At 60.5% G+C, this 20,150-nt stretch carries 19 protein-coding genes and 1 tRNA gene; 7 read left to right on the forward strand and 13 right to left on the reverse strand.

Annotated features, from left to right (window positions below):
• Positions 1-10 precede the first annotated feature (10 nt).
• Genes ACI3GR_RS07585 through iscR form a run of 7 tightly spaced genes read right to left on the reverse strand, consistent with a single transcriptional unit; the run spans position 11 to position 4,542 of the window.
• Positions 11-565 carry a hypothetical protein gene (locus ACI3GR_RS07585; protein WP_407493491.1) on the reverse strand — a complete coding sequence of 185 codons (555 nt, stop codon included), beginning with the start codon at positions 563-565 and terminating at the stop codon, positions 11-13.
• A 47-nt stretch (positions 566-612) separates the two neighbouring features.
• Entirely contained in the window at positions 613-927 is a 315-nt protein-coding gene (locus ACI3GR_RS07590; RefSeq protein WP_407493492.1) for a heavy metal-binding domain-containing protein, read from the reverse strand.
• Positions 924-1,115: a hypothetical protein gene (locus ACI3GR_RS07595; RefSeq protein ID WP_407493494.1), complete on the reverse strand. Its 192-nt coding sequence runs from the start codon at positions 1,113-1,115 to the stop codon at positions 924-926. Before ACI3GR_RS07595 ends, ACI3GR_RS07590 begins: the two co-directional genes overlap by 4 nt.
• A 1-nt stretch (position 1,116) precedes the next feature.
• Positions 1,117-1,452 carry a hypothetical protein gene (locus tag ACI3GR_RS07600; protein WP_407493496.1) on the reverse strand — a complete coding sequence of 112 codons (336 nt, stop codon included), beginning with the start codon at positions 1,450-1,452 and terminating at the stop codon, positions 1,117-1,119.
• Entirely contained in the window at positions 1,449-2,969 is a 1,521-nt protein-coding gene (gene sufB / locus ACI3GR_RS07605; RefSeq protein WP_407493497.1) for a Fe-S cluster assembly protein SufB, read from the reverse strand. Before sufB ends, ACI3GR_RS07600 begins: the two co-directional genes overlap by 4 nt.
• A 29-nt stretch (positions 2,970-2,998) precedes the next feature.
• Entirely contained in the window at positions 2,999-4,063 is a 1,065-nt protein-coding gene (locus tag ACI3GR_RS07610; RefSeq protein ID WP_407493499.1) for a cysteine desulfurase family protein, read from the reverse strand.
• Positions 4,060-4,542 carry a Fe-S cluster assembly transcriptional regulator IscR gene (gene iscR / locus ACI3GR_RS07615; RefSeq protein ID WP_407493501.1) on the reverse strand — a complete coding sequence of 161 codons (483 nt, stop codon included), beginning with the start codon at positions 4,540-4,542 and terminating at the stop codon, positions 4,060-4,062. The genes ACI3GR_RS07610 and iscR overlap by 4 nt, the downstream gene beginning before the upstream one ends.
• 172 nt (positions 4,543-4,714) lie before the next feature.
• Between iscR and ACI3GR_RS07620 the strand changes: the two genes are divergently transcribed.
• From ACI3GR_RS07620 to ACI3GR_RS07630, 3 genes are read left to right on the forward strand one after another with little or no spacing between them, the layout of a single operon-like run.
• Positions 4,715-5,368, forward strand: coding sequence for an alpha/beta hydrolase (locus ACI3GR_RS07620; RefSeq protein WP_407493502.1), 654 nt, complete (start codon positions 4,715-4,717; stop codon positions 5,366-5,368).
• Positions 5,368-5,586: a hypothetical protein gene (locus ACI3GR_RS07625; RefSeq protein ID WP_407493503.1), complete on the forward strand. Its 219-nt coding sequence runs from the start codon at positions 5,368-5,370 to the stop codon at positions 5,584-5,586. Before ACI3GR_RS07620 ends, ACI3GR_RS07625 begins: the two co-directional genes overlap by 1 nt.
• Entirely contained in the window at positions 5,583-6,158 is a 576-nt protein-coding gene (locus tag ACI3GR_RS07630; protein ID WP_407493505.1) for an HD domain-containing protein, read from the forward strand. The genes ACI3GR_RS07625 and ACI3GR_RS07630 overlap by 4 nt, the downstream gene beginning before the upstream one ends.
• 89 nt (positions 6,159-6,247) lie before the next feature.
• Here the strand turns inward: ACI3GR_RS07630 and mfd are convergent, their stop codons facing one another.
• Both mfd and ACI3GR_RS07640 read right to left on the reverse strand, forming a co-directional pair.
• The gene (gene mfd, locus ACI3GR_RS07635) at positions 6,248-9,709 is read right to left on the reverse strand and encodes a transcription-repair coupling factor (protein WP_407493507.1); all 3,462 of its coding nucleotides are present in this window, start codon (positions 9,707-9,709) and stop codon (positions 6,248-6,250) included.
• A gap of 1 nt (position 9,710) precedes the next feature.
• Positions 9,711-10,238, reverse strand: a complete 528-nt coding sequence (locus tag ACI3GR_RS07640; protein ID WP_407493508.1) for a component of SufBCD complex — start codon at positions 10,236-10,238, stop codon at positions 9,711-9,713.
• A 124-nt stretch (positions 10,239-10,362) separates the two neighbouring features.
• On the opposite strand from ACI3GR_RS07640, the gene hemB reads away from it, so the two are divergent.
• The 4 genes from hemB to ACI3GR_RS07660 all read left to right on the forward strand — a co-directional run bounded on the left by hemB (position 10,363) and on the right by ACI3GR_RS07660 (position 14,489).
• Complete coding sequence (gene hemB, locus ACI3GR_RS07645; protein ID WP_407493510.1) at positions 10,363-11,355, forward strand: porphobilinogen synthase; 993 nt, start codon at positions 10,363-10,365, stop codon at positions 11,353-11,355.
• Positions 11,356-11,372: 17 nt separating this feature from the next.
• Positions 11,373-12,011: a hypothetical protein gene (locus ACI3GR_RS07650; protein WP_407493512.1), complete on the forward strand. Its 639-nt coding sequence runs from the start codon at positions 11,373-11,375 to the stop codon at positions 12,009-12,011.
• A gap of 181 nt (positions 12,012-12,192) precedes the next feature.
• Positions 12,193-12,753 carry a lipid-binding SYLF domain-containing protein gene (locus ACI3GR_RS07655; protein WP_407493514.1) on the forward strand — a complete coding sequence of 187 codons (561 nt, stop codon included), beginning with the start codon at positions 12,193-12,195 and terminating at the stop codon, positions 12,751-12,753.
• 164 nt (positions 12,754-12,917) lie between these two features.
• Entirely contained in the window at positions 12,918-14,489 is a 1,572-nt protein-coding gene (locus tag ACI3GR_RS07660) for an acetolactate synthase large subunit (protein WP_407493517.1), read from the forward strand.
• A gap of 186 nt (positions 14,490-14,675) precedes the next feature.
• Here ACI3GR_RS07660 and ACI3GR_RS07665 read toward each other — a convergent pair whose 3' ends face one another.
• The 4 genes from ACI3GR_RS07665 to ACI3GR_RS07680 all read right to left on the reverse strand — a co-directional run bounded on the left by ACI3GR_RS07665 (position 14,676) and on the right by ACI3GR_RS07680 (position 20,086).
• Complete coding sequence (locus ACI3GR_RS07665; RefSeq protein ID WP_407493519.1) at positions 14,676-18,335, reverse strand: vitamin B12-dependent ribonucleotide reductase; 3,660 nt, start codon at positions 18,333-18,335, stop codon at positions 14,676-14,678.
• A gap of 617 nt (positions 18,336-18,952) precedes the next feature.
• Positions 18,953-19,029: transfer RNA gene (locus ACI3GR_RS07670), tRNA-Pro, on the reverse strand.
• A 53-nt stretch (positions 19,030-19,082) separates the two neighbouring features.
• The gene (locus ACI3GR_RS07675) at positions 19,083-19,526 is read right to left on the reverse strand and encodes a DUF192 domain-containing protein (protein WP_407493617.1); all 444 of its coding nucleotides are present in this window, start codon (positions 19,524-19,526) and stop codon (positions 19,083-19,085) included.
• A 29-nt stretch (positions 19,527-19,555) separates the two neighbouring features.
• Positions 19,556-20,086 carry a cold-shock protein gene (locus tag ACI3GR_RS07680; RefSeq protein WP_407493521.1) on the reverse strand — a complete coding sequence of 177 codons (531 nt, stop codon included), beginning with the start codon at positions 20,084-20,086 and terminating at the stop codon, positions 19,556-19,558.
• Positions 20,087-20,150: the final 64 nt, after the last annotated feature.

A 20,150-nucleotide genomic window follows, 5' to 3' on the forward strand; every position in this document is an offset into this window, starting at 1 on the left:
CCTAGCCCCCTTACAAAGGGGCGCACATCAGTTCAATCACCCGCAACAGACGATCCGCAGGGATCGGCAGGGGCGAAATATCAAACACGGCCAGACGGCCGATTTTCTCGGGTTGGCCAAGGAAATCCTCGACCGCGTGATACGCCTTGCGGGGCGTGTAATCGTCAAAGAGCAGCGTCACCGGTTTCTGCGTCCGAAACGCCGTCGCTAGCGCGCAGCCTGCACGGAACCGTCCGTCCACCAGCACCACGTCCGGGGCGATGTCGCGATCCCAGACCTTCAGTGGATAGGCCGGGAACTTGCGCCAATCTTCGTGTCCTTCGGGATGGCCCCAATCCTTGGTCGGGCCAATGTCGGCATGGACCATGTCCACCGCACTGGCGCCGGGGTTTTCCTCGAACCACGCCCGCATCATCGCCGCCCAGTCAGCATCCGACTCGACGCTGATGATCTGCTTGCCCGACAACTCAGATGCCAGAACGGTCGATCCGCCCGAGCCGTATTCAAGGATGCACGACGCGTCCTCATAGGCCATGCGCAGGGCGGCGGCCTCTTCTGCGGGCATCGTAAGCTCCGGGCGGGAAACGCCTTTATGCTGGGCGCTAGCAGACATTATTCGACGATCACCGCCGTGCCCGACACTGACACCATCAGCATGCTGTCGCCCACGACCTCATAGTCCAGATCGACGCCGACAACCGCATTGGCTCCGGCCGCGCGGGCGCGCTGTTCAATCTCGGCCATTGCGGTATCCCGCGCGTCCTGCAGCTTGGATTCGTAAGCGCCAGAGCGTCCGCCAATAATATCCGTGATCCCGGCAAAGAAATCGCGCACCACGTTGGCGCCCATGATCGCCTCACCCACGACAACGCCGCGGTAGTCGATGATCCGTTTGCCTTCGATGGAATTGGTCGTCGTGATAATCATTTATCCGCCTCCTGCTGCGCTTTGCGCGCCTTCCAGCCGTGCCAGACAAAGTTGAACACCAGAACAAGCCCGAAAAAGATCGCCAGAGCACTGGGTTTGAAATCCCCGACCATCCACATGAAGCCCGCATAGACCACGGTCGCAATGACCGACGCCAGCAGCACCTTTGGCAGCAACGCTTTGATCATCTTAAAACCCTTTCCGCCGGATCCAGACCATATGGGTGCCCGTGCCGATCAGTCGAAAATTTTTCAACGGCTCGGTCCCGTTCAGCACATTGGTCAACTGCCGCCGCGCGTGGGTCATCAGAACCCGGCCCAGAACGACCCAGATCACCGCGACCACAAGGATCGCCATGGCTATCCCGCCCCGCAGATCAGGCGCAATCCGATCCGCCAACAACAGCCCCATGGCAAAGCCAAGCGCGATCCGTACGAACCGCGACGCGCCGAAAACGGTGCGTGCGATCCATGCCGGACCCTCGGCCGCCCAAGGGGCGATATGACGGATCAGGCCTTGGCTCACCCCACGGACCCTTCCAACGAAATCGCCACAAGCTGTTGCGCTTCCATGGCAAATTCCATCGGCAGCGCCTGAAGCACCTCGCGGCAGAAGCCGTTCACGACCAGCGCGACCGCCTCTTCTTCGTCCATGCCGCGCTGGCGGCAATAGAACAGCTGATCGTCATCCACCTTCGATGTCGTCGCCTCGTGTTCGACACGGGACGAGTTATTCTTGACCTCGATATAAGGCACCGTATGCGCACCACATTCGGACCCGATCAGAAGGGAGTCACACTGGGTGTAGTTCCGCGAATCCTTTGCCTTGGGGTGCATCGACACCAGCCCACGATAGGTGTTCTGCGCCTTACCTGCGCTGATACCTTTGGACACGATGCGCGACTTGGTGTTCTTGCCAAGGTGCACCATCTTCGTGCCGGTATCGGCCTGCTGGTAGTTGTTTGTGATGGCGATCGAGTAAAACTCACCCTGGCTGTCGTCGCCGCGCAGGATGCAGGACGGGTATTTCCACGTCACGGCAGACCCGGTTTCCACCTGCGTCCACATCACCTTGGCCCGGTCGCCCCGGCAATCGGCACGCTTGGTCACAAAGTTGTAGATGCCGCCCTTGCCGTTCTCATCCCCGGGGAACCAGTTCTGAACGGTAGAATATTTCACCTCGGCATCTTCTTCGATGACGATCTCAACGACCGCGGCGTGCAGCTGCGACGTGTCGCGCTGCGGCGCGGTGCAGCCTTCAAGGTAGGACACGTAGGAGCCTTTGTCGGCGATGATCAGCGTGCGCTCGAACTGACCGGTGTTTTCCGCGTTGATACGGAAATAGGTCGACAGCTCCATCGGGCAGCGGACGCCCGGCGGCACGTAGACGAACGACCCGTCAGAGAACACGGCGCTGTTCAGCGTGGCATAGAAGTTGTCCGACACAGGCACGACCGAACCGAGGTATTTCTTGACCAGCTCGGGATGTTCGCGGATCGCCTCGGAGATCGAGCAGAAGATAACGCCAGCCTTCTTCAACTCTGCCTGAAACGTCGTGCCCACGGACACAGAGTCGAACACGGCGTCCACTGCGACCTTGCGGCCCTCAGCCGGCGCATCTTCGGCCCCTTCGACCCCGGCAAGGATCATCTGTTCCTTCAGCGGGATGCCCAGCTTTTCGTATGTGGCCAACAGCTTGGGATCGACCTCGTCCAAAGACTTCGGCTTTTCTTCCATGCTTTTCGGGCGCGCATAGTAATACTGCTTCTGGAAATCGATCTCGGGGTAATCGACCATGGCCCAATCGGGTTCTTCCAGCGTTTTCCAACGCTCGAACGCCTGCAGGCGCCAGTCGGTCATCCACTCCGGCTCACCGTTCTTTTCGGAAATCAGACGGACGATCGATTCATCCAACCCCATCGGGGCGTAATCCATTTCGATGTCGGTATTCCAACCGTACTTGTAGGTGCCGATGGCCTTGACCGCGTCGACCGTTTCCTGATCGACACCCTCTTTGACCTGTACGTCATCCATATTGCTCATCTCGTCATCCTCTCCGGGGGCCTGACAGCTTACGCCGCACGGGCCCGGTGTTTATTCCATTGCGCCAGCCAAGCCTCGGCAAAGCGCGTGATCTCTTCTTCGGTGGTCCGGGGCCCCAGGCTGACGCGGATCGCGCTGGCCGAGGCCTCGTCGCTGTACCCCATCGCGCGCAGCACCCGGCTGGCGCGCACCTTGCCACTGGAACAGGCCGACCCGGCCGACACGGCAAATCCCTTCAGGTCCATCTGCATCACCTGCGTTTCACCCTTCCAGCCCGCGTTGATGATGCAGGAGGTATTGGGCAAACGGGGTTTATCCTTGCCCGCATACATAATGTCTGGAACCTCCGCCGCAAGGCGATCTTCCAACTGATCACGCAGGCCTGCGATCCGGTCCCAGGTGCCGGTGTTCAACTCGTCCAGCGCGGCCTTCGCTGCCGCGCCAAAGCCTGCAATTCCGGCCACGTTTTCCGTGCCCGAACGACGGCCCATTTCCTGACCGCCGCCATGCTGCAACGCCTCGATGTCCAAGCCCTGCTTGATGATCAGCGCGCCGACGCCCTTGGGACCGCCGATCTTATGCGACGACAGGATCGCGAAATCCGCGCCCGACCACGCAAAAGACCACGGGATGCGGCCCACGGCCTGCGTAACATCCAGCAGCAGGGTCTCAGCGTCCTGCGCATTATCGTGCCACTTGCCGTCTTTGGTTTTCGCGGGTTCGGAAATCACACCGGTTTCCGAATTCGCCAGCCCCCAAGCCAGCGTGATACCGGGGCCGCCTTCGACCGGATCGCTCCAATCCGCGTGGGCGTAAAGCGCATCATGCGCAGTGGTCTGCGACCAAACCGGGCGGCGATTGTTCAGAACGCTGGCCGCTTCGGTCGCGCCAGAGGTAAAGACCACTTCGCGTGCCTGACAGCCGACCAGTTCCGCCACCTGCGCCCGAGCCTTTTCGATCAGCGACTTGGCCGCGCGCCCTTCGGCATGCACCGACGACGGATTCCCACTGATGTCGAGCGCGGCGATCATCGCCTCGCGCGCCTCGGGCCGCAGGGGCATGGTGGCGTTATAGTCCAGATAGACGCGGGTCATGTGGCCTCTGCCGGCTCATCCGCTTCATCCACCACGTCGAACAGGTTCGGCACGGCAGGGCACGGCATCAGACCGTTTTCAACCACGTCCGACAGCCGTGTTTGATGAAGAAAAACATACACATGCGCGCTAAGCGATTGCCACAGTCGGTTCGTCACCGATTGCGCCCGCGACCCCGACAACCCGCCCGAGGCCCCGGCCCCGGTGTGCAGCGCGTCAATGGTTTCGTCCACCGCCCCCAGCACGTCAATCACCCGGATGTCCGAAGCAGAGCGCGCCAGCCGATAGCCGCCGCCCGGACCGCGCACGGATGTCACGATATCGGCGCGACGCAGCTTGACGAATAGCTGTTCCAAGTAAGGCAAAGAGATATTCTGCCGCTTCGACACCTCGGCCAGCGTGACCAAAGCGCCTTCGGGCTGCAGCGCGATATCGGCCAACGCCACCATCGCATAGCGTCCCTTGGTGCTAAGTTTCATCGCGCATCACCCTTAACATGCCCGTATCAGGGCCCGAATTTATTGACGTCACCGGAACAACAGCTTATCCCCACCTGACGCCACTGATCGGCCCAAAGAGGTGCCGATTTAGAATCTTTCTAAAGTGCTTGATTAAATTCGTCAAGAAATCGAGCACAAGCAGGAGACATATATGCCCGAGGTCATCTTTCCCGGCCCAGAAGGCCGCCTCGAAGGTCGTTATCACCCGCAGAAAGAGCGTGACGCTCCTATCGCCATCATTCTTCATCCGCACCCGCAATTCGGCGGCACGATGAACAACAAGGTGGTCTACAACCTGCACTATGCGTTCCACCGCATGGGCTTTACAGTGCTACGGTTCAACTTCCGCGGCGTGGGCCGGTCGCAGGGTGAATACGATCAAGGTGTGGGCGAATTGTCCGATGCGGCCTCCGCGCTCGATTACCTGCAGTCGATGAACCAGAACTCCAAGCATTGCTGGGTCGCTGGTTTCAGCTTCGGCGCATGGATCGGCATGCAGCTGCTGATGCGTCGCCCGGAAATCACCGGCTTCATCTCGGTCAGCCCGCCTGCGAATACCTATGACTTCAGCTTCCTCGCGCCCTGCCCGTCCTCGGGCCTGATCATCAATGGTGGCGCGGACCGTGTGGCCCCTCCGGCAGACACCACCGCGCTGGTTGGTAAGCTGCAGGAACAAAAGGGTATTACGGTCACGCACGAAGAAGTTGAGGGCGCAGACCACTTCTTCAAAGACCCGTATATGGACCCGATGATCGGCACGGTGACGGATTACGTCAAACGCCGCCTGACGGAAAATTCCCGCTGATGTCAGCCAGCACCGACAAGATCGCATCGAAACTGGCGGATGAAACGCTGGTTGTGATGGATCAGACCGGGGACGAACGTTTCTACATGAAGGTCGCGCAAACCATCGGCGCGGCCTCTCAGACGCTGGAAGAGGCCTATTTGACCGAAATCCGCGTCCGCATGGCGGGCCGCAAGGCCATGGCGATGATTCAGGCTGCGAAGAAACAGGCAGAATGACCCGTCTGGATAGCCAAATGGCCTTTTTGATGGAGGCCGAAAAGCTGCGCCAAATCCTGCGCGCCACGCCCATCGGGGACGGATCGCGCAAGGAAAACTCTGCCGAACATTCCTGGCACCTCGCGCTCTTTGCCGCCGTTCTGGGCGAACACGCGCCTGATGGCGTGCAGATCGACCGCGTGATCCGCATGTTGCTGATCCACGATATTGTTGAGATCGACGCGGGCGACGTGCCGATTTATGCCCAGACCAAAGCCGGCCAGGCGGAAACCGAAGCGGCCGAACAGGCGGCAGCAGAACGTTTGTTTGGCTTGCTCCCCGACGACCAAGCCGCTGATTTCAAAGCCCTTTGGACTGAGTTCGAGGCCGCTGAAACCCCCGACGCAGTCTTTGCCAAATCCCTTGATCGCTTCCAGCCGCCAAACCTGAACCTCGCGTCCGGTGGCGGGTCGTGGAAAGATTACAAGGTTACCTTCGACGTGCTCGACCAACGTGTCGGCAAACCGGTCCGCCGCGGCGCGCCCGCGCTTTGGGATTGGATCGCCCCAAAAATCCGCGCCGTTTTGGGCTAAGGCACCGCCCAAATCTTCTTCTGGTTCAAAATACCCTTGCGGGGGTCCGGGGGTGCAAAACCCCCGGCGATCAGCCACACACGCAGACCTTAGGTCTTCTTCACCGCCGCAACATGTTTCGCCAGATCCTGCGCAATGGCAAAGGCGCCTTTGATCTTGTCCGCGTCCTTTTTCCAATCCCGCCGCACCACGATCTTGTTGTCTTTGACCTTCGCCAAGCCGTTCTGATCCTTGATGAAATCCACCAGACCCTGAGGGTTCGCGAACTTGTCGTTGTGGAACTGGATCGTCGCCCCCTTTGGCCCGCCGTCCAGCTTGGCGATACCCGCCTTCTTGCACATCGCCTTGATCCGCACGACCAGCAGCAGGGTGTTCACCTCGCGCGGCAGCTTGCCGAACCGGTCGATCAGCTCGGCGGCAAAGCCTTCCAGCTCAACTTTGGTGGTTAGCGTCGACAAACGACGATAGAGGCCCAGACGCAGATCCAGATCGGGCACGTAGTCTTCGGGGATCAACACCGGCACGCCCAGATTGATCTGCGGCGCCCATTGGTCGTCGCTTTCGGTCAGCCCTTCCAATTCACCCGCTTTGATCTTGCCAATCGCCTCCTCCAGCATGGTCTGGTACAGTTCATAGCCCACATCGCGCATGTTGCCCGACTGCTCTTCGCCCAGCAGGTTGCCCGCGCCGCGAATATCCAGATCCTGGCTGGCAAGCGTAAAGCCCGCACCCAGAGTATCCAGCGATCCCAGCACCTTAAGCCGTTTTTCAGCCCCCGGTGTCAGACGCATCCGCGGCTTCGTCGTCAGATAGGCATAGGCGCGCGTCTTGGCGCGGCCGACGCGCCCCCGGATTTGGTACAGCTGCGCCAGGCCAAACATATCGGCGCGGTGCACGATCATCGTGTTGGCGCGCGGGATGTCGAGGCCGCTCTCGACAATCGTCGTGGCCAGCAGCACATCGAACTTACCGTCGTAGAAGGCGTTCATCCGCTGATCCAGCTCTCCGGCCGCCATCTGCCCGTGGGCGATGACATAAGAGACCTCGGGCACCTCGCGTTTCAGGAAATCCTCGACCTCGTCCAGATCGCTGATGCGTGGCACGACATAGAAGGATTGCCCGCCGCGATACCGTTCGCGCAGCAGCGCCTCGCGCACGGTGACGCCGTCAAACTCGGAAACATACGTTCTGATCGCCAGACGATCGACCGGCGGCGTGCCGATGATCGACAGATCGCGCACACCGGACAGCGACAGTTGCAGCGTCCGGGGGATCGGCGTCGCGGTCAGGGTCAGCACGTGCACATCGGACTTCAGCTGTTTCAGCCGTTCCTTGTGGTTGACGCCAAATCGCTGTTCTTCGTCCACGATCAGCAGGCCAAGGTTCTTGAACCGCACGGATTTCGCCAGCAACGCATGGGTGCCGACGACGATATCCACCGTACCCTTGGCCAGCCCTTCGCGGGTCTTGTCGGATTCCTTCGCACTAACAAAGCGTGACAAGGGACTGACCTGTAAAGGAAAACCTCGGAACCGTTCGGCGAAGCCCTGATAGTGTTGCCGCGCCAGAAGCGTGGTCGGCGCGATCACCGCCACCTGCACGCCGGACATGGCGGCGACAAAAGCAGCGCGCAGCGCGACCTCGGTCTTGCCAAAGCCCACGTCGCCGCAAATCAACCGGTCCATCGGGTGGCCAGAGCTGAGGTCGGTCAACACGTCTTCGATGGCGTGAAGCTGGTCATCCGTCTCTTGATAGGGGAATCGAGCCTGAAATGCGTCCCAAGCCCCATCCGGCGCCTCTAGCATTGGCGCGCGCCGCAGGGCCCGTTCTGCCGCGACACGGATCAATCGATCTGCCATCTCGCGGATACGTTCTTTCAGGCGGGCCTTCTTCGCCTGCCACGCGCCACCGCCCAATTTGTCCAACAGGCCTTCTTCGTGGCCGTATTTGGACAGCAGTTCGATATTCTCGACCGGCAGGTAGAGCCTTGATTGTTCGGCATATTCCAGCAGCAGGCATTCGTGCGCGGCCCCGGCGGCGGTGATAACCTCCATCCCCAGATAGCGACCGATCCCGTGATCGACGTGCACGACCAGATCACCGGGGCTCAGGCTTTGCGCTTCGGTCAGGAAGTTTTCGGCGCGGCGACGTTTGCGCGCGCCGCGGATCAGCCGGTCGCCCAGCACGTCCTGTTCGGAAATCACCGTCAGCTTGCGGTCGTTCCACGGCCCCTCAAAGCCCGCTTCCAACGCCCAGACGGCCAGATGCAGACCCGTTTTGCCGATGCCCTTGGCGTCGCGCAGGTGGACCGCGCCTTTCAGGCCCTCATCTTCGATCAAGCCGTCCAGACGTTCCCGCGCACCTTCGGAATAGGAGGCGATGACGACCGGCCCGCCTTCCATCTTTGCTTTCAAATGGGTCGCCAAAGTATCGAAAAGACTGATATTTTCCAACTGACGCTCGGGCGAGAAATTACGCCCCACACGGCCACCCGCATCCACCACACCGGGGCCAGAAGCACGCGGCAATGGCGACATCTGCACCACGCGTAAAGGCGCAATCGCGGCCTCCCACGCGTCGTCGTCCATGTACATCAGCCCCGGGGGCACGGGCTTGTAGATGGAATCCATCCGGTCACGCTTATCAAGCGCCAGCTTGCGCGTTTCGTACTGGTCCTTGACCGCATCCCACCGCGCCAAGCGTGCAGCCGCGACTTGATCGTCCAGCATGACGGACGCGCCCGGCAGGTAATCGAACAGCGTTTCAAGCCGTTCATGGAAGAACGGCAGCCAATGTTCGACGCCCTGATGCTTGCGGCCCGCGCTGACGGCCTCGTACAGCGGGTCATCAGTGCCTGCCGCGCCAAATTCGATCCGGTAGTTCTGGCGGAAGCGCGTGATCGCGGCCTCGTCCAAGATCACCTCGGACACGGGCGCCAGTTCGACGACATCCAGCTTGTCCGTCGTCCGCTGCGTGGCCGCATCAAACCGCCGCGCCCCGTCCAGAACATCGCCAAACAGGTCCAGACGGACCGGCCCAAGCTCACCCGGCGGATAGATGTCAACGATGCCCCCCCGGATCGCGTAATCCCCCGGCTCCGTCACCGAATGGCTTTGCGAAAACCCCATGCGAACCAGAAAATTACGCAACGCAGCTTCATCGATACGTTGACCGACGCGGGCGGTAAATGCGGCCTCTTTCAGCACCGCACGTTCGGGGATCCGTTGCGTTGCGGCATTCACGGTCGTCAGCAAAACAAACCGTTCTGGCATCCCGTGAACCAGAGCCGCCAAGGACGCCATCCGCGAGGCAGAGATATCGGCATTGGGCGACACGCGATCATAGGCCAGACAATCCCACGCGGGAAAATTCAGCACCGGCATGCCGGGATCGAAGAACCGCAGCGCATCCGCCATAGCGGTCATACGCTTATCATCCAGCGCCACATGCACGACCGGGCCGCCGGATTTGGCGACCTCTTTCAGCACTAATGCCGCGTCGAACCCTTCGGGTGCGCCCCCAAGGGTGATCCGATCCGCTTTGGCCGCCATGTCAGCCTCCTAGTACGCCTAGTGAGAAGTTGGTGAACATACCCCACATAGTCGTAATGAAGATCGAGGCCATACCAATGAACTGAACGCTCATCCGGTGGATCTGCAACCGACGGTACAAATCCTCGCCCAAGGGTTCTTCGCGCCGAATGATGCGCGCCGACCGGATCGACAGCAGCCCGACGATCGTCATGGGCGCGGCCAGCAGAAACAAAGCCTGCGCAAATTCAACGCCATACCCGAAGCCAAGGATCGCCAGCATAGTCAGGACAAAGCTGACCAGCACGATCAGAACCAGCCCCGAGACCTCCGTCACATGCAGGATACGGCGGACATAAACGCGGCACAGATCTTCGACGTCCTGTTCTGCCTCACCGCCTTTGCGCTTGGCCCGCGTGACCAGATCCCACGGCACGCCCAGCACCCAATGGCTGGCGGTGGACCAGACCACGGCCAAAGCGATCCAGAACCAGAGGTTCGAAAAGCTTCGCATGTCGATGACTTCGAATATCGTGTCTGCCAGATCCAACGTGCTACGCCCCTTGTCAGGGGCCTTTGGCCCCGGTCATGTCGCGCTCAGGGATCGGCCCACTTGTGATACAGGCCATTCCATGCCACCCAATGCGGGCCGGATCAAGACAAGGATGGCCCTCATGCCCGCTCTGACAGCCCCGTTCCCCGCCGCACGCTTCCGCCGCGCCCGAAAATCGCCCGCGCTTCGGGCCTTGATGCAGGAAAACGCGCTGACGGTGAACGATCTGATCTGGCCGGTTTTCCTGACCGAAGGCGACGGCGTCGAAGAACCCGTGCCCTCGATGCCCGGCGTCGTCCGCTATTCCGTGGACCGCGTGACCGAGGCCGCGAAAGAAGCCGCCGATTTAGGCATCCCCGCCATCTGCCTGTTCCCCTACACGCCGATGGAAAAGCGCACCAAGGATTGCGCCGAGGCATGGAACCCCGAAAACCTGACCAACCGCGCCATCCGCGCGATCAAGGCCGTGCGCCCCGATCTGGCGATCATGACGGACGTGGCGCTGGACCCTTATAACATCGACGGCCACGACGGGTTCGTGGTGGACGGAGAGATCCTGAACGACGAAACCGTCGAAGCCTTGGTGAAACAGACCCTGTCTCAGGCCGAGGCTGGCGCAGATATCATCGGCCCCTCTGACATGATGGACGGGCGCATCGGCGCGATGCGGTCTGCATTGGAAAGCGCGGGCCACCACAACGTGCTGATCCTGTCCTACGCCGCCAAATACGCCAGCGCCTACTACGGCCCCTTCCGTGATGCGGTGGGCGCGACCGGCGCGTTGAAGGGCGATAAGAAAACCTACCAGATGAACGCCGCCAATTCGGACGAGGCACTGCGTCTGGTCACCCGCGACATCACCGAGGGCGCGGATTGGGTCATGGTCAAACCCGGCCAGCCCTATCTGGACATTTGCAGCCGGGTGAAGCGCGAACTTCAGGTGCCGACCTTCGCTTACCAAGTGTCTGGCGAATACGCGATGATCAAGGCCGCGGCCCAGAACGGCTGGATCGACGGGGACCGCGTGATGGCGGAAAGCCTGATGTGCTTTAAACGCGCTGGATGTGACGGGATCCTGACCTACTTTGCACCGGAGATTGCAAAAATTCTTTAATCTTCAATTGGATTTAGATGGCCAGTTTCTTCTCGCGGCTTTTCGGAACCGAAAAGCCAGACTTGCCGCAGCTTCCGCGACTAGACGACCCTGAAGACTTTTACGATATGACCTTCGCCATTACGGGCATTGTGCCCAATGGCAACATGCTGACCCTACGGGCAAGGGCCATGGTGGGTGATGCTGTTGTTGGGTTCGACGTCACGCTGCCAGAATACGTCAGCTCTGGGTTGGAGCGTGACGCAGACGGCAACGTCGGCTTGTCACGCAATGCGACCTTAAGCGATCCGGTTGTGATCAAACCCGTCCGTGATGCCTCTGCCGCACTGGCGCGCGCCCTGCCCGATCTGACCACGACCCGGCCCCAAGGGCTTGGCGCTTATCTTAACGCCCCAAAGCTGTTGCCTGCCGATCTGACCTTTGTCGGCATCCATCTGGAAGAAGGCGATCGGGTTTTGCGGGACACATGGACAAGGATCAAGCTGTTCTACGACCTTTGGATGCCTGCTGAGGATCTGGACGACGAAGACGCGCCCATTTTGTACTGGGAAGCTTTCTTGATCCCGGACCTGCCGAACGGCGTGCTGCGGCTGGACGAAAAAGACCCCACCTACCGGCAGGAAATGCTGGATACCCTGATCGCCGCTTGGACCTGACGCGGCGATCAGTGGCCTGCGCAGGGTGACGCAAGATCAATGGGCGAAGTGCTGCCCATCCTCACCACTATTGGTGACAACCCGCGCAACAGCATCTATACTTGCCTTAAGTCGGAAAACCGACGGGCCATAAGGCCGGATCGAGCACATGGGCAAAAGCCCCTTAGAACAGGCAAAACGCATGACAAAATTCTCTCGCCGCGCGCTTGGACTGGCCGCACTGGCGGCCATGGGTCTGACCGCTGCTTGCGGCAACCCGATCGGGAACACCAACCCGCAAAAGATCGACGCCCGCGTCGATGCCACGCTTGGGTTCCTTTACGAAAACTATCCCGAGGCGCGCGAAGTGCAGGCCAAATCCGTGGCCGTGCTGGTCATGCCCGTGATCACCGAAGCCGGGCTGGGCATCGGCGGGTCCTACGGGCAAGGCGCGCTGCGCATCGACGGCTATACGGTCGATTATTACTCCGCTGCTGCCGCAAACGTCGGCTTGCAGATCGGCGCGCAGCAATATGCGCATGTGCTGTTCTTCATGAGCCAGCAGTCGCTGGAACGGTTCCGCCGCAACGAAGGCTGGGCCGCAGGGGCGGATATCGAATATGCGTTCTCGCATGAGGGCGAAAACTTCCGGACCGACACCAACTCGGGCCTGTCGCCCGTGGTGGCCTATGTCTTTGCGCAGGCTGGGGCGCGGATCGGGGCGACGCTGGAAGGCGTGAAGTACACGCGCATCATTCCCTGACCACATCTCGGGGCGGCTGAGGTCGCGTGGGGGCTGTCTGCCCCCACACCCCCGAGGAATATTTGCCTGACCAAAGAAGTACAAAGTTTGACTCTCCGGTCAAATTAGCGCTGGATCTTCCCGCCGCGGCACCTGACATTGGGCGCGACTGATAGGAGGATCACATGGCAGAACAGGCTGGAAAACCGGGGGAAACGGGCGCGGACGCGCTATGCGACACGCTATTGGCAAACGACGTGGACGTCTGCTTTGCCAACCCCGGCACTTCGGAAATGCATTTCGTCGCAGCTTTGGATCGCAAGCAGCAGATGCGCTGTATACTTGGGCTGTTCGAAGGCGTCGTGACAGGTGCCGCCGATGGCTATGCACGGATGGCGGACAAACCTGCCGCAACCTTGCTGCACACCGGACCCGGTCTGGCAAACGGGCTGGCCAATATGCACAACGCCCGACGCGCCCATACGCCGATGGTAAACGTGGTCGGCGATCACGCGTCCTATCACCTGCCGTATGATGCGCCGCTGACCTCTGACATCGAAAGCCTTGCGCGGCCCATGTCGGGATTTGTGCGCCGGATCGGAAGCGCGGCGGATGTGAGCCCTGCCACGGCAGAGGCGGTCAGCGCCGCACAACGCGCGCCAGGGGCCGTGACGACATTGATCCTGCCCGCCGATTACGCTTGGGGCACCGCACCGCAGGTCGCGCCCGTAAAGGCCGAGCTGCGCGCGCCGACCGCCGCGGATCCAGACAGAGTAAAAGCGGCACATAAAGCGCTGACAAACGGCAGGAAAACTGTCGTTCTGCTAACAGGCACCGCACTGCGAGCTGAGGCACTGGAAACCGCGCAGGCCATTGCAGATGCCACCGGGGCGACGCTGATGGCGCAGCAATCCAATGGACGGATGGAACGGGGCCGCGGCCGGGTGCAGATCAACCGCGTGCCCTATCCCGTGGACCTTGCCATCGCTGCGCTGAAGGATTTCGAACAGATCATCCTTGTCGGCGCGAAATTCCCGGTGGTCTTCTTCGGCTACCCCGACAAACCGTCCTCTCCGGTGCCAGAAGGCTGCACCAGCCTGACGCTCGCGGACCCATCCGACGACCTGCCCGGCGCGCTGGAGGCGCTGGCGGATGCCGTAGGCGCCGGCAAAGCCACGATCCCTGATGCGCCTGCGATCCCAGATCTGGCGACGGGCAAGCTGGGGCCAGAGTCGCTGGCCATCACCCTTGGCCACCACCTGCCCGACAACGCCATCATCTGCGACGAATCCGTCACGACGGGGCGGGATTTCTTCCGCTTTACCTTTGGCGCGGCGCAGCACGATTGGTTGCAGGTCACCGGTGGCGCGATTGGCGGAGGGATGCCCTTGGCCGTGGGTGCGGCGATTGCCTGTCCGGATCGCAAGGTGGTGAACCTGCAGGCCGACGGCAGCGCCATGTACACCAATCAGGCGCTTTGGACGATGGCCCGAGAGAACCTTGACGTCTGCGTCGTGATCTTTGCCAACCGGAAATATCAGATCCTGCTAGGAGAGCTGAAGGGTGTCGGCGCCGGTGCGCCCGGCAAGAACGCCAGCCAGATGCTGAACCTGGACGAGCCCGCGATCGACTGGGTGTCGCTGGCCAAAGGCATGGGAGTCGAGGCCGCGCGCGCCGATACGGCCGAAGGGTTTACCGACCTGTTTGCCCGTGCGATGAAAACGAAAGGTCCGTTCTTGATCGAAGCGTCGATCTGAACTCTGCCCGGCAACATCCTGCCGGGCAATAAAAATACCGGACATTCTGTCACGGCATGAAAAAAGGGGCCTCCGCAGAGGCCCCTTAGTCTTTGGATCAAGCTCAGTCGTAAGTACCGCCCGAAATTTCTGCCTGCAGGCTTGATCCAATTAGCGCGGCGAACGAACCAGCCGCCGCGCTATTCCTTAGCTGCACCCGGACGTCGCGCCGCAGGTGTTGCATTTCATGCAGGTGCCGTTGCGCACCAGCGTGTAGTTTCCGCAATCGCCGCAGGCCTCGCCTTCATAGCCCTGCATCTTGGCTTTGGTCCGTGCGTCCATCGACACCGTTCCGCTGGCCATGGCGGTCGTGCTTTCCATCGTCACAGTCGTGGTGGACCCGGCGGTTTCCGGCACCAGCGTGTTCAGCGCCTGCACCGGATCGGTGCCCGTCATGCCACCTTGCAGAACGACCAGTTCCTGAGGAAGACGCTTGCGCAGATACCCGGTAGAGGAGATTTGCTTGAGCACTTCCAAGGACTTGGAGGCCGCAGTTTCACTTAGCTCTTCTAGGTTCGACACGCCTTCCTTGTCAGCGCCCTGACCGATGCTGTCGAAGGTCTCGCCCGAGGGTTTGACATGCGCCAGGTCGGTCCGGTCCAGATAGGACACCGCCAGTTCGCGGAAGATGTAGTCAAGGATCGAGGTCGCGTTCTTGATGCTGTCGTTGCCCTGCACCATGCCCGCGGGTTCGAACTTGGTGAAGGTGAAGGCGTCGACAAACTCCTCCAGCGGCACGCCGTACTGCAGACCAACCGACACGGCGATGGCAAAGTTGTTCATCATCGCGCGGAAGCCAGCGCCTTCCTTGTGCATGTCGATGAAGATCTCGCCCAGGGCGCCATCGGCATATTCGCCCGTCCGCAGATAGACCTTGTGACCGCCAACGACCGCCTTCTGGGTGTAGCCCTTGCGGCGTTCCGGCATCTTGGTCCGGCCAGCGGCCTTCTGAACCTCTTTGATGACGATCTTTTCGACGATCTTCTCGGCCAGTACGGCAGCTTTTTCGTGCTGCGAGCCGGATTCCAGCACCTCTGCCGCGTCGTCATCATCCTCGACCAGAGCGGAGGCCAGAGGCTGCGACAGTTTCGATCCGTCACGGTACAGCGCGTTCGCCTTGATACCCAAGGACCACGACAGTTCGTACGCCTTTTGGCAGTCAGCGATCGTTGCGTCGTTCGGCATGTTGATCGTTTTGGAGATCGCGCCAGAGATGAACGATTGTGCCGCCGCCATCATGGTGATGTGGCTCTCCGTCGACAGGAAGCGCTTTCCCTTTTTACCGCAGGGGTTGGCGCAGTCGAAGATGTTCAGGTGCTCTTCCTTCAGGAAGGGCGCGCCTTCCAGCGTCATCGTTCCGCAGACGTGGTCGTTGGCCGCGTCGATTTCCTTCTTGGTGTAGCCAAGGTGACGCAGCAGGTCGAAGCCCGGGTCGTTCAGTTTGGCCGCAGGGATGCCGAGGGTCTTGGTGCAGAAATCCTCGCCCAGGGTCCACTGGTTGAACACAAAGCGGATGTCGAAGGCCGAGGCCAGAGCCGCGTCTACCTTGTCCAGCTCGCGCTGACCAAAGCCGTGACCGATCAGGGACGTGTGGTTGATCCCCGGCGCATTGCCGATGGAGCCGTGACCGACCGCGTAGGAAATGATCTCTTCGATCTGAGCGGAGCCATAGCCCAGCTTTTCCAGCGCCGCAGGAACGGAGCGGTTGATGATCTTGAAATACCCACCGCCTGCAAGCTTCTTGAATTTCACCAGCGCAAAGTCAGGCTCGATCCCCGTGGTGTCGCAATCCATGACCAGACCAATCGTTCCGGTAGGTGCAATAACGGTCGCTTGTGCGTTGCGATAGCCGTGTTTTTCACCCAGACGCAGCGCTTCGTCCCAGCTGGATTTTGCCAGATCGATCAGTTTGGCATCAGGGCAGTTCGCATGGTCCAGCGCGACCGGCTTGATCGGCAGCTGTTCGTAGTTGCCAGTGGCATAGGCCGCTTCACGGTGGTTCCGAATGACGCGGAGCATATGCTCTTTGTTGCGCTCGTAGCCCGAGAAGGCGCCAAGTTCGCCAGCAATCTCGGCCGAGGTGGCGTAGGACACACCAGTCATGATCGCGGTCAGTGCACCGGTCAGGGCGCGGCCTTCGTCGCTGTCGTAGCCAAAGCCCATGTTCATCAGCAACCCGCCGATGTTGGCATAGCCCAGACCAAGCGTCCGGAAGTCGTAGGACAGCTGCGCGATCTCCTTGGACGGGAACTGCGCCATGGTGACCGAGATTTCCAGCGTCAGCGTCCACAGACGGGTGGCGTGGATGTAATCTTCGGCTTGGAACACGCCGTCCTTGAGGAAGGTCAGCAGGTTCATCGACGCAAGGTTACAGGCCGTGTCGTCCAGGAACATGTATTCAGAGCACGGGTTGGAGCCACGGATCGCGCCGTCTTCGGGGCAGGTGTGCCATGCGTTGACGGTGTCGTGGTACTGGATGCCCGGGTCGGCACAGGCCCATGCGGCGTGGCCGATGTTTTCCCACAGATCGCGCGCCTTGATCGTCTTGGCGACAGACCCATCGGTGCGGCGGATCAGTTCCCAGTCACCGTCGTTTTCGACGGCCTTCAGGAAGGCATCGGTGACGCGGACAGAGTTGTTGGAGTTCTGGCCCGACACGGACGCATAGGCTTCGCTGTCCCAGTCGGTGTCATAGGTCGGGAATTCGATGCTGGCATAGCCCTGCTTGGCGTAATCCAGCACGCGCTTGATGTATGTCTCGGGGATCGCAGATTTCTTCGCCTCACGAACGGCCGTCTTCAGGCTGTCGTTTTCGTTCGGGTCATAGGCACCCTCTTCGCTACCATCAAAGCTACGGATCGCTTTGAAGATCGCGTTCAGGCAACGCTCGTGCATCTTGGAACCGGCGACGATCGAAGCAACCTTCTGCTCTTCTTTGACCTTCCAGTTGATGTATTCCTCGATATCCGGGTGGTCCGCATCGACGATCACCATCTTGGCCGCGCGGCGCGTGGTGCCGCCCGACTTGATGGCGCCAGCAGCGCGGTCACCGATCTTGAGAAAGCCCATCAGGCCCGAGGATTTGCCGCCACCCGACAGCGGTTCGTTCGCCGCACGGAGGGAGGAGAAGTTGGTGCCGGTGCCGGAGCCGTACTTGAACAGGCGTGCTTCGCGAACCCACAGGTCCATGATGCCGCCGTCGCCCACCAGATCGTCACCCACAGACTGGATGAAGCAGGCGTGCGGCTGGGGATGTTCGTAGGCGGATTTCGACTTCGTCAGCTTACCGGTGACGTGATCGACATAGTAGTGACCTTGGCTCGGACCATCGATGCCATAAGCCCAGTGCAGGCCGGTGTTGAACCACTGAGGGGAGTTCGGCGCGGCGCGCTGCGTCGCCAGCATGTAGCGCATTTCGTCGTAATAAGCGCGGGCGTCGGATTCCGTGGTGAAATAGCCACCCTTCCAGCCCCAGTACGCCCAGGCACCTGCCAGACGGTCGAACACTTGGCGGGCAGAGGTTTCACCGCCGAATTCCACGTCACCATCGGGGGCAGACCGCCACAGGAACTCGGGCACGCCCTTTTCCTTCACGCGCTTCAGTTTCGACGGTACGCCGGCCTTGCGGAAATATTTCTGCGCAATCACGTCGCTGGCGACTTGGCTCCAGCTTGCGGGGACTTCGCAATCGTCCAGTTTGAAAACGATGGTCCCGTCAGGGTTCCGAATCTCGGACGAGGTCGTGGTGAATTCCACGGCGTCGTATGCATCCTTGCCAGCCTTGGTGAATTTGCGCTCGATCTTCATAATGAAACAGCCCCTGATCGCGTTTGCTTGGCCCTATTGGCCGATGGTTCGTGCCGTGAAAGGATCACCAGACAAGGGGCTGCCAGTCAGGCCCCCGGGGGGCCTGCCACATGTCAGTTGGCTGACGTTGGTTTTCTCTGTCCCTTGACCGGCGAGCCGCACCTATATGTGGTGGGTGATCCTTCCGGCCCCCACAATCTGCGGTAAAGACACCTACAAGGTCAACGTGATTTTAGGACAAGTTTCGCTTGACGATGTTCTTCACAGAATCACGTCTGACCCTACGTCCCAAGGACGGTATGGAAACGTTTGAATATCAGCGAAATTCCACCGACGCCCAAAAGTTCATCCACAGATGTACGCAGGTTAAAGCCTGTTAACCTTTGCTGGATCTCGGGCCTTATCGGGTCTCGAATCACAGAATCGCACCAAAAAGACACACAACATATCTTGTGGATAACTTGGGCGCACACCACACCTTGGGGCCACTGCCGAAGAGCACCCCCTAGATATAGTAAAAACAGCCCATCGCGGTACAAGCCACCGATCAGCCGGACGCCTCATCACGACCGCCAATAAACCCGGCAACCGCACGATATATAGTGGATGGAAGAAAGTGGTCGGGGCGGCGAGATTCGAACTCACGACCCCCTGTACCCAAAACAGGTGCGCTACCAGACTGCGCTACGCCCCGGACCGTGGCGCGTCTCTACCCTCTGATTGCGGCAAAGAAAAGGACCAAACCGATTATTCGGTGCACGACCACGCAGGAGTTTCGATCGCGGGGTGCCGAAGCTCGGTCCCCGGCGCGATCCCGATCGACTTGGCCAGCCCGCCGTTGATCTCTAGAACGTACTGGATGCCCGGTCCGCCCGGCAGCAGCGTCTCATCATATGGCACTGCCTGATGGGCAATGCGCTGCACGACGCCCGCGCGATCCATGTAGATGATGTCGAGGGGAATGCGCGTGTTCCGCATCCAGAAGGCGACCTGACGCTGCGGGCGCGGATAAACGAACAGCATCCCTGCCCCGCGCGACATCTGATCGCGATTCATCAGACCCTGCGCGCGTTCGCCCGAGTCGTCGGCGATTTCCACGGTAAAGGCCGCCTGCCCCCAGTCGCCACGCAGCTCGACCCGGTCATCACGGCACGCAGCCACGACCAGCGTGGCCGAGGCCACCAGACCCATCACCGCCAAACCGACGGTGCGCAACACTCTTACTGACTCCGCAGAGCGGCTTCCCATGTGGACACTTCCGATGCCATTTTCCCGCGACGCCCGTCGATCACACGGATCGACACCGCCTCACCGGGTTGAAGATCAGCCAGACCAGAGGCGCGCAGCACCTCGATATGGACAAAGATGTCGGCATCATCGCCGAAGATGTTGGCAAAGCCAAATCCCTTATCTTTGTTGAACCATTTGACACGCGCGGGCTGCAGCGGGGTGCTGCGGATCTCTTCCGGGGTCAACGATTGGAAATCTTCCAGACCGGGCGTGTCATTCGCGGCGACCGATTCGACGGTCACGACAGCCACAGCCTGAACGCCGCGCTGCGTCGATTGAACATCCACCGTAATCTTCGCCCCATCCGCAACCGAGCTTTGCCCAAAGTTACGCAACACGTTGGCGTGCAGCAGAATATCCGGTCCACCTTCCTCAGAAACCACGAAGCCGAAACCGCGACCCGGGTCAAACCACTTAACTATACCATCAATCCTGCGGGTCTCGTTATTATCCAGTTCCACTTTCTTCCCCGCGAGTTTCCGTTGTGTGGGCGTAAACAAAACCAACGCGAACCTACACCCCCTC

This window comes from Pseudooceanicola aestuariicola (genome assembly GCF_045763785.1).
GTDB lineage: Bacteria > Pseudomonadota > Alphaproteobacteria > Rhodobacterales > Rhodobacteraceae > Pseudooceanicola.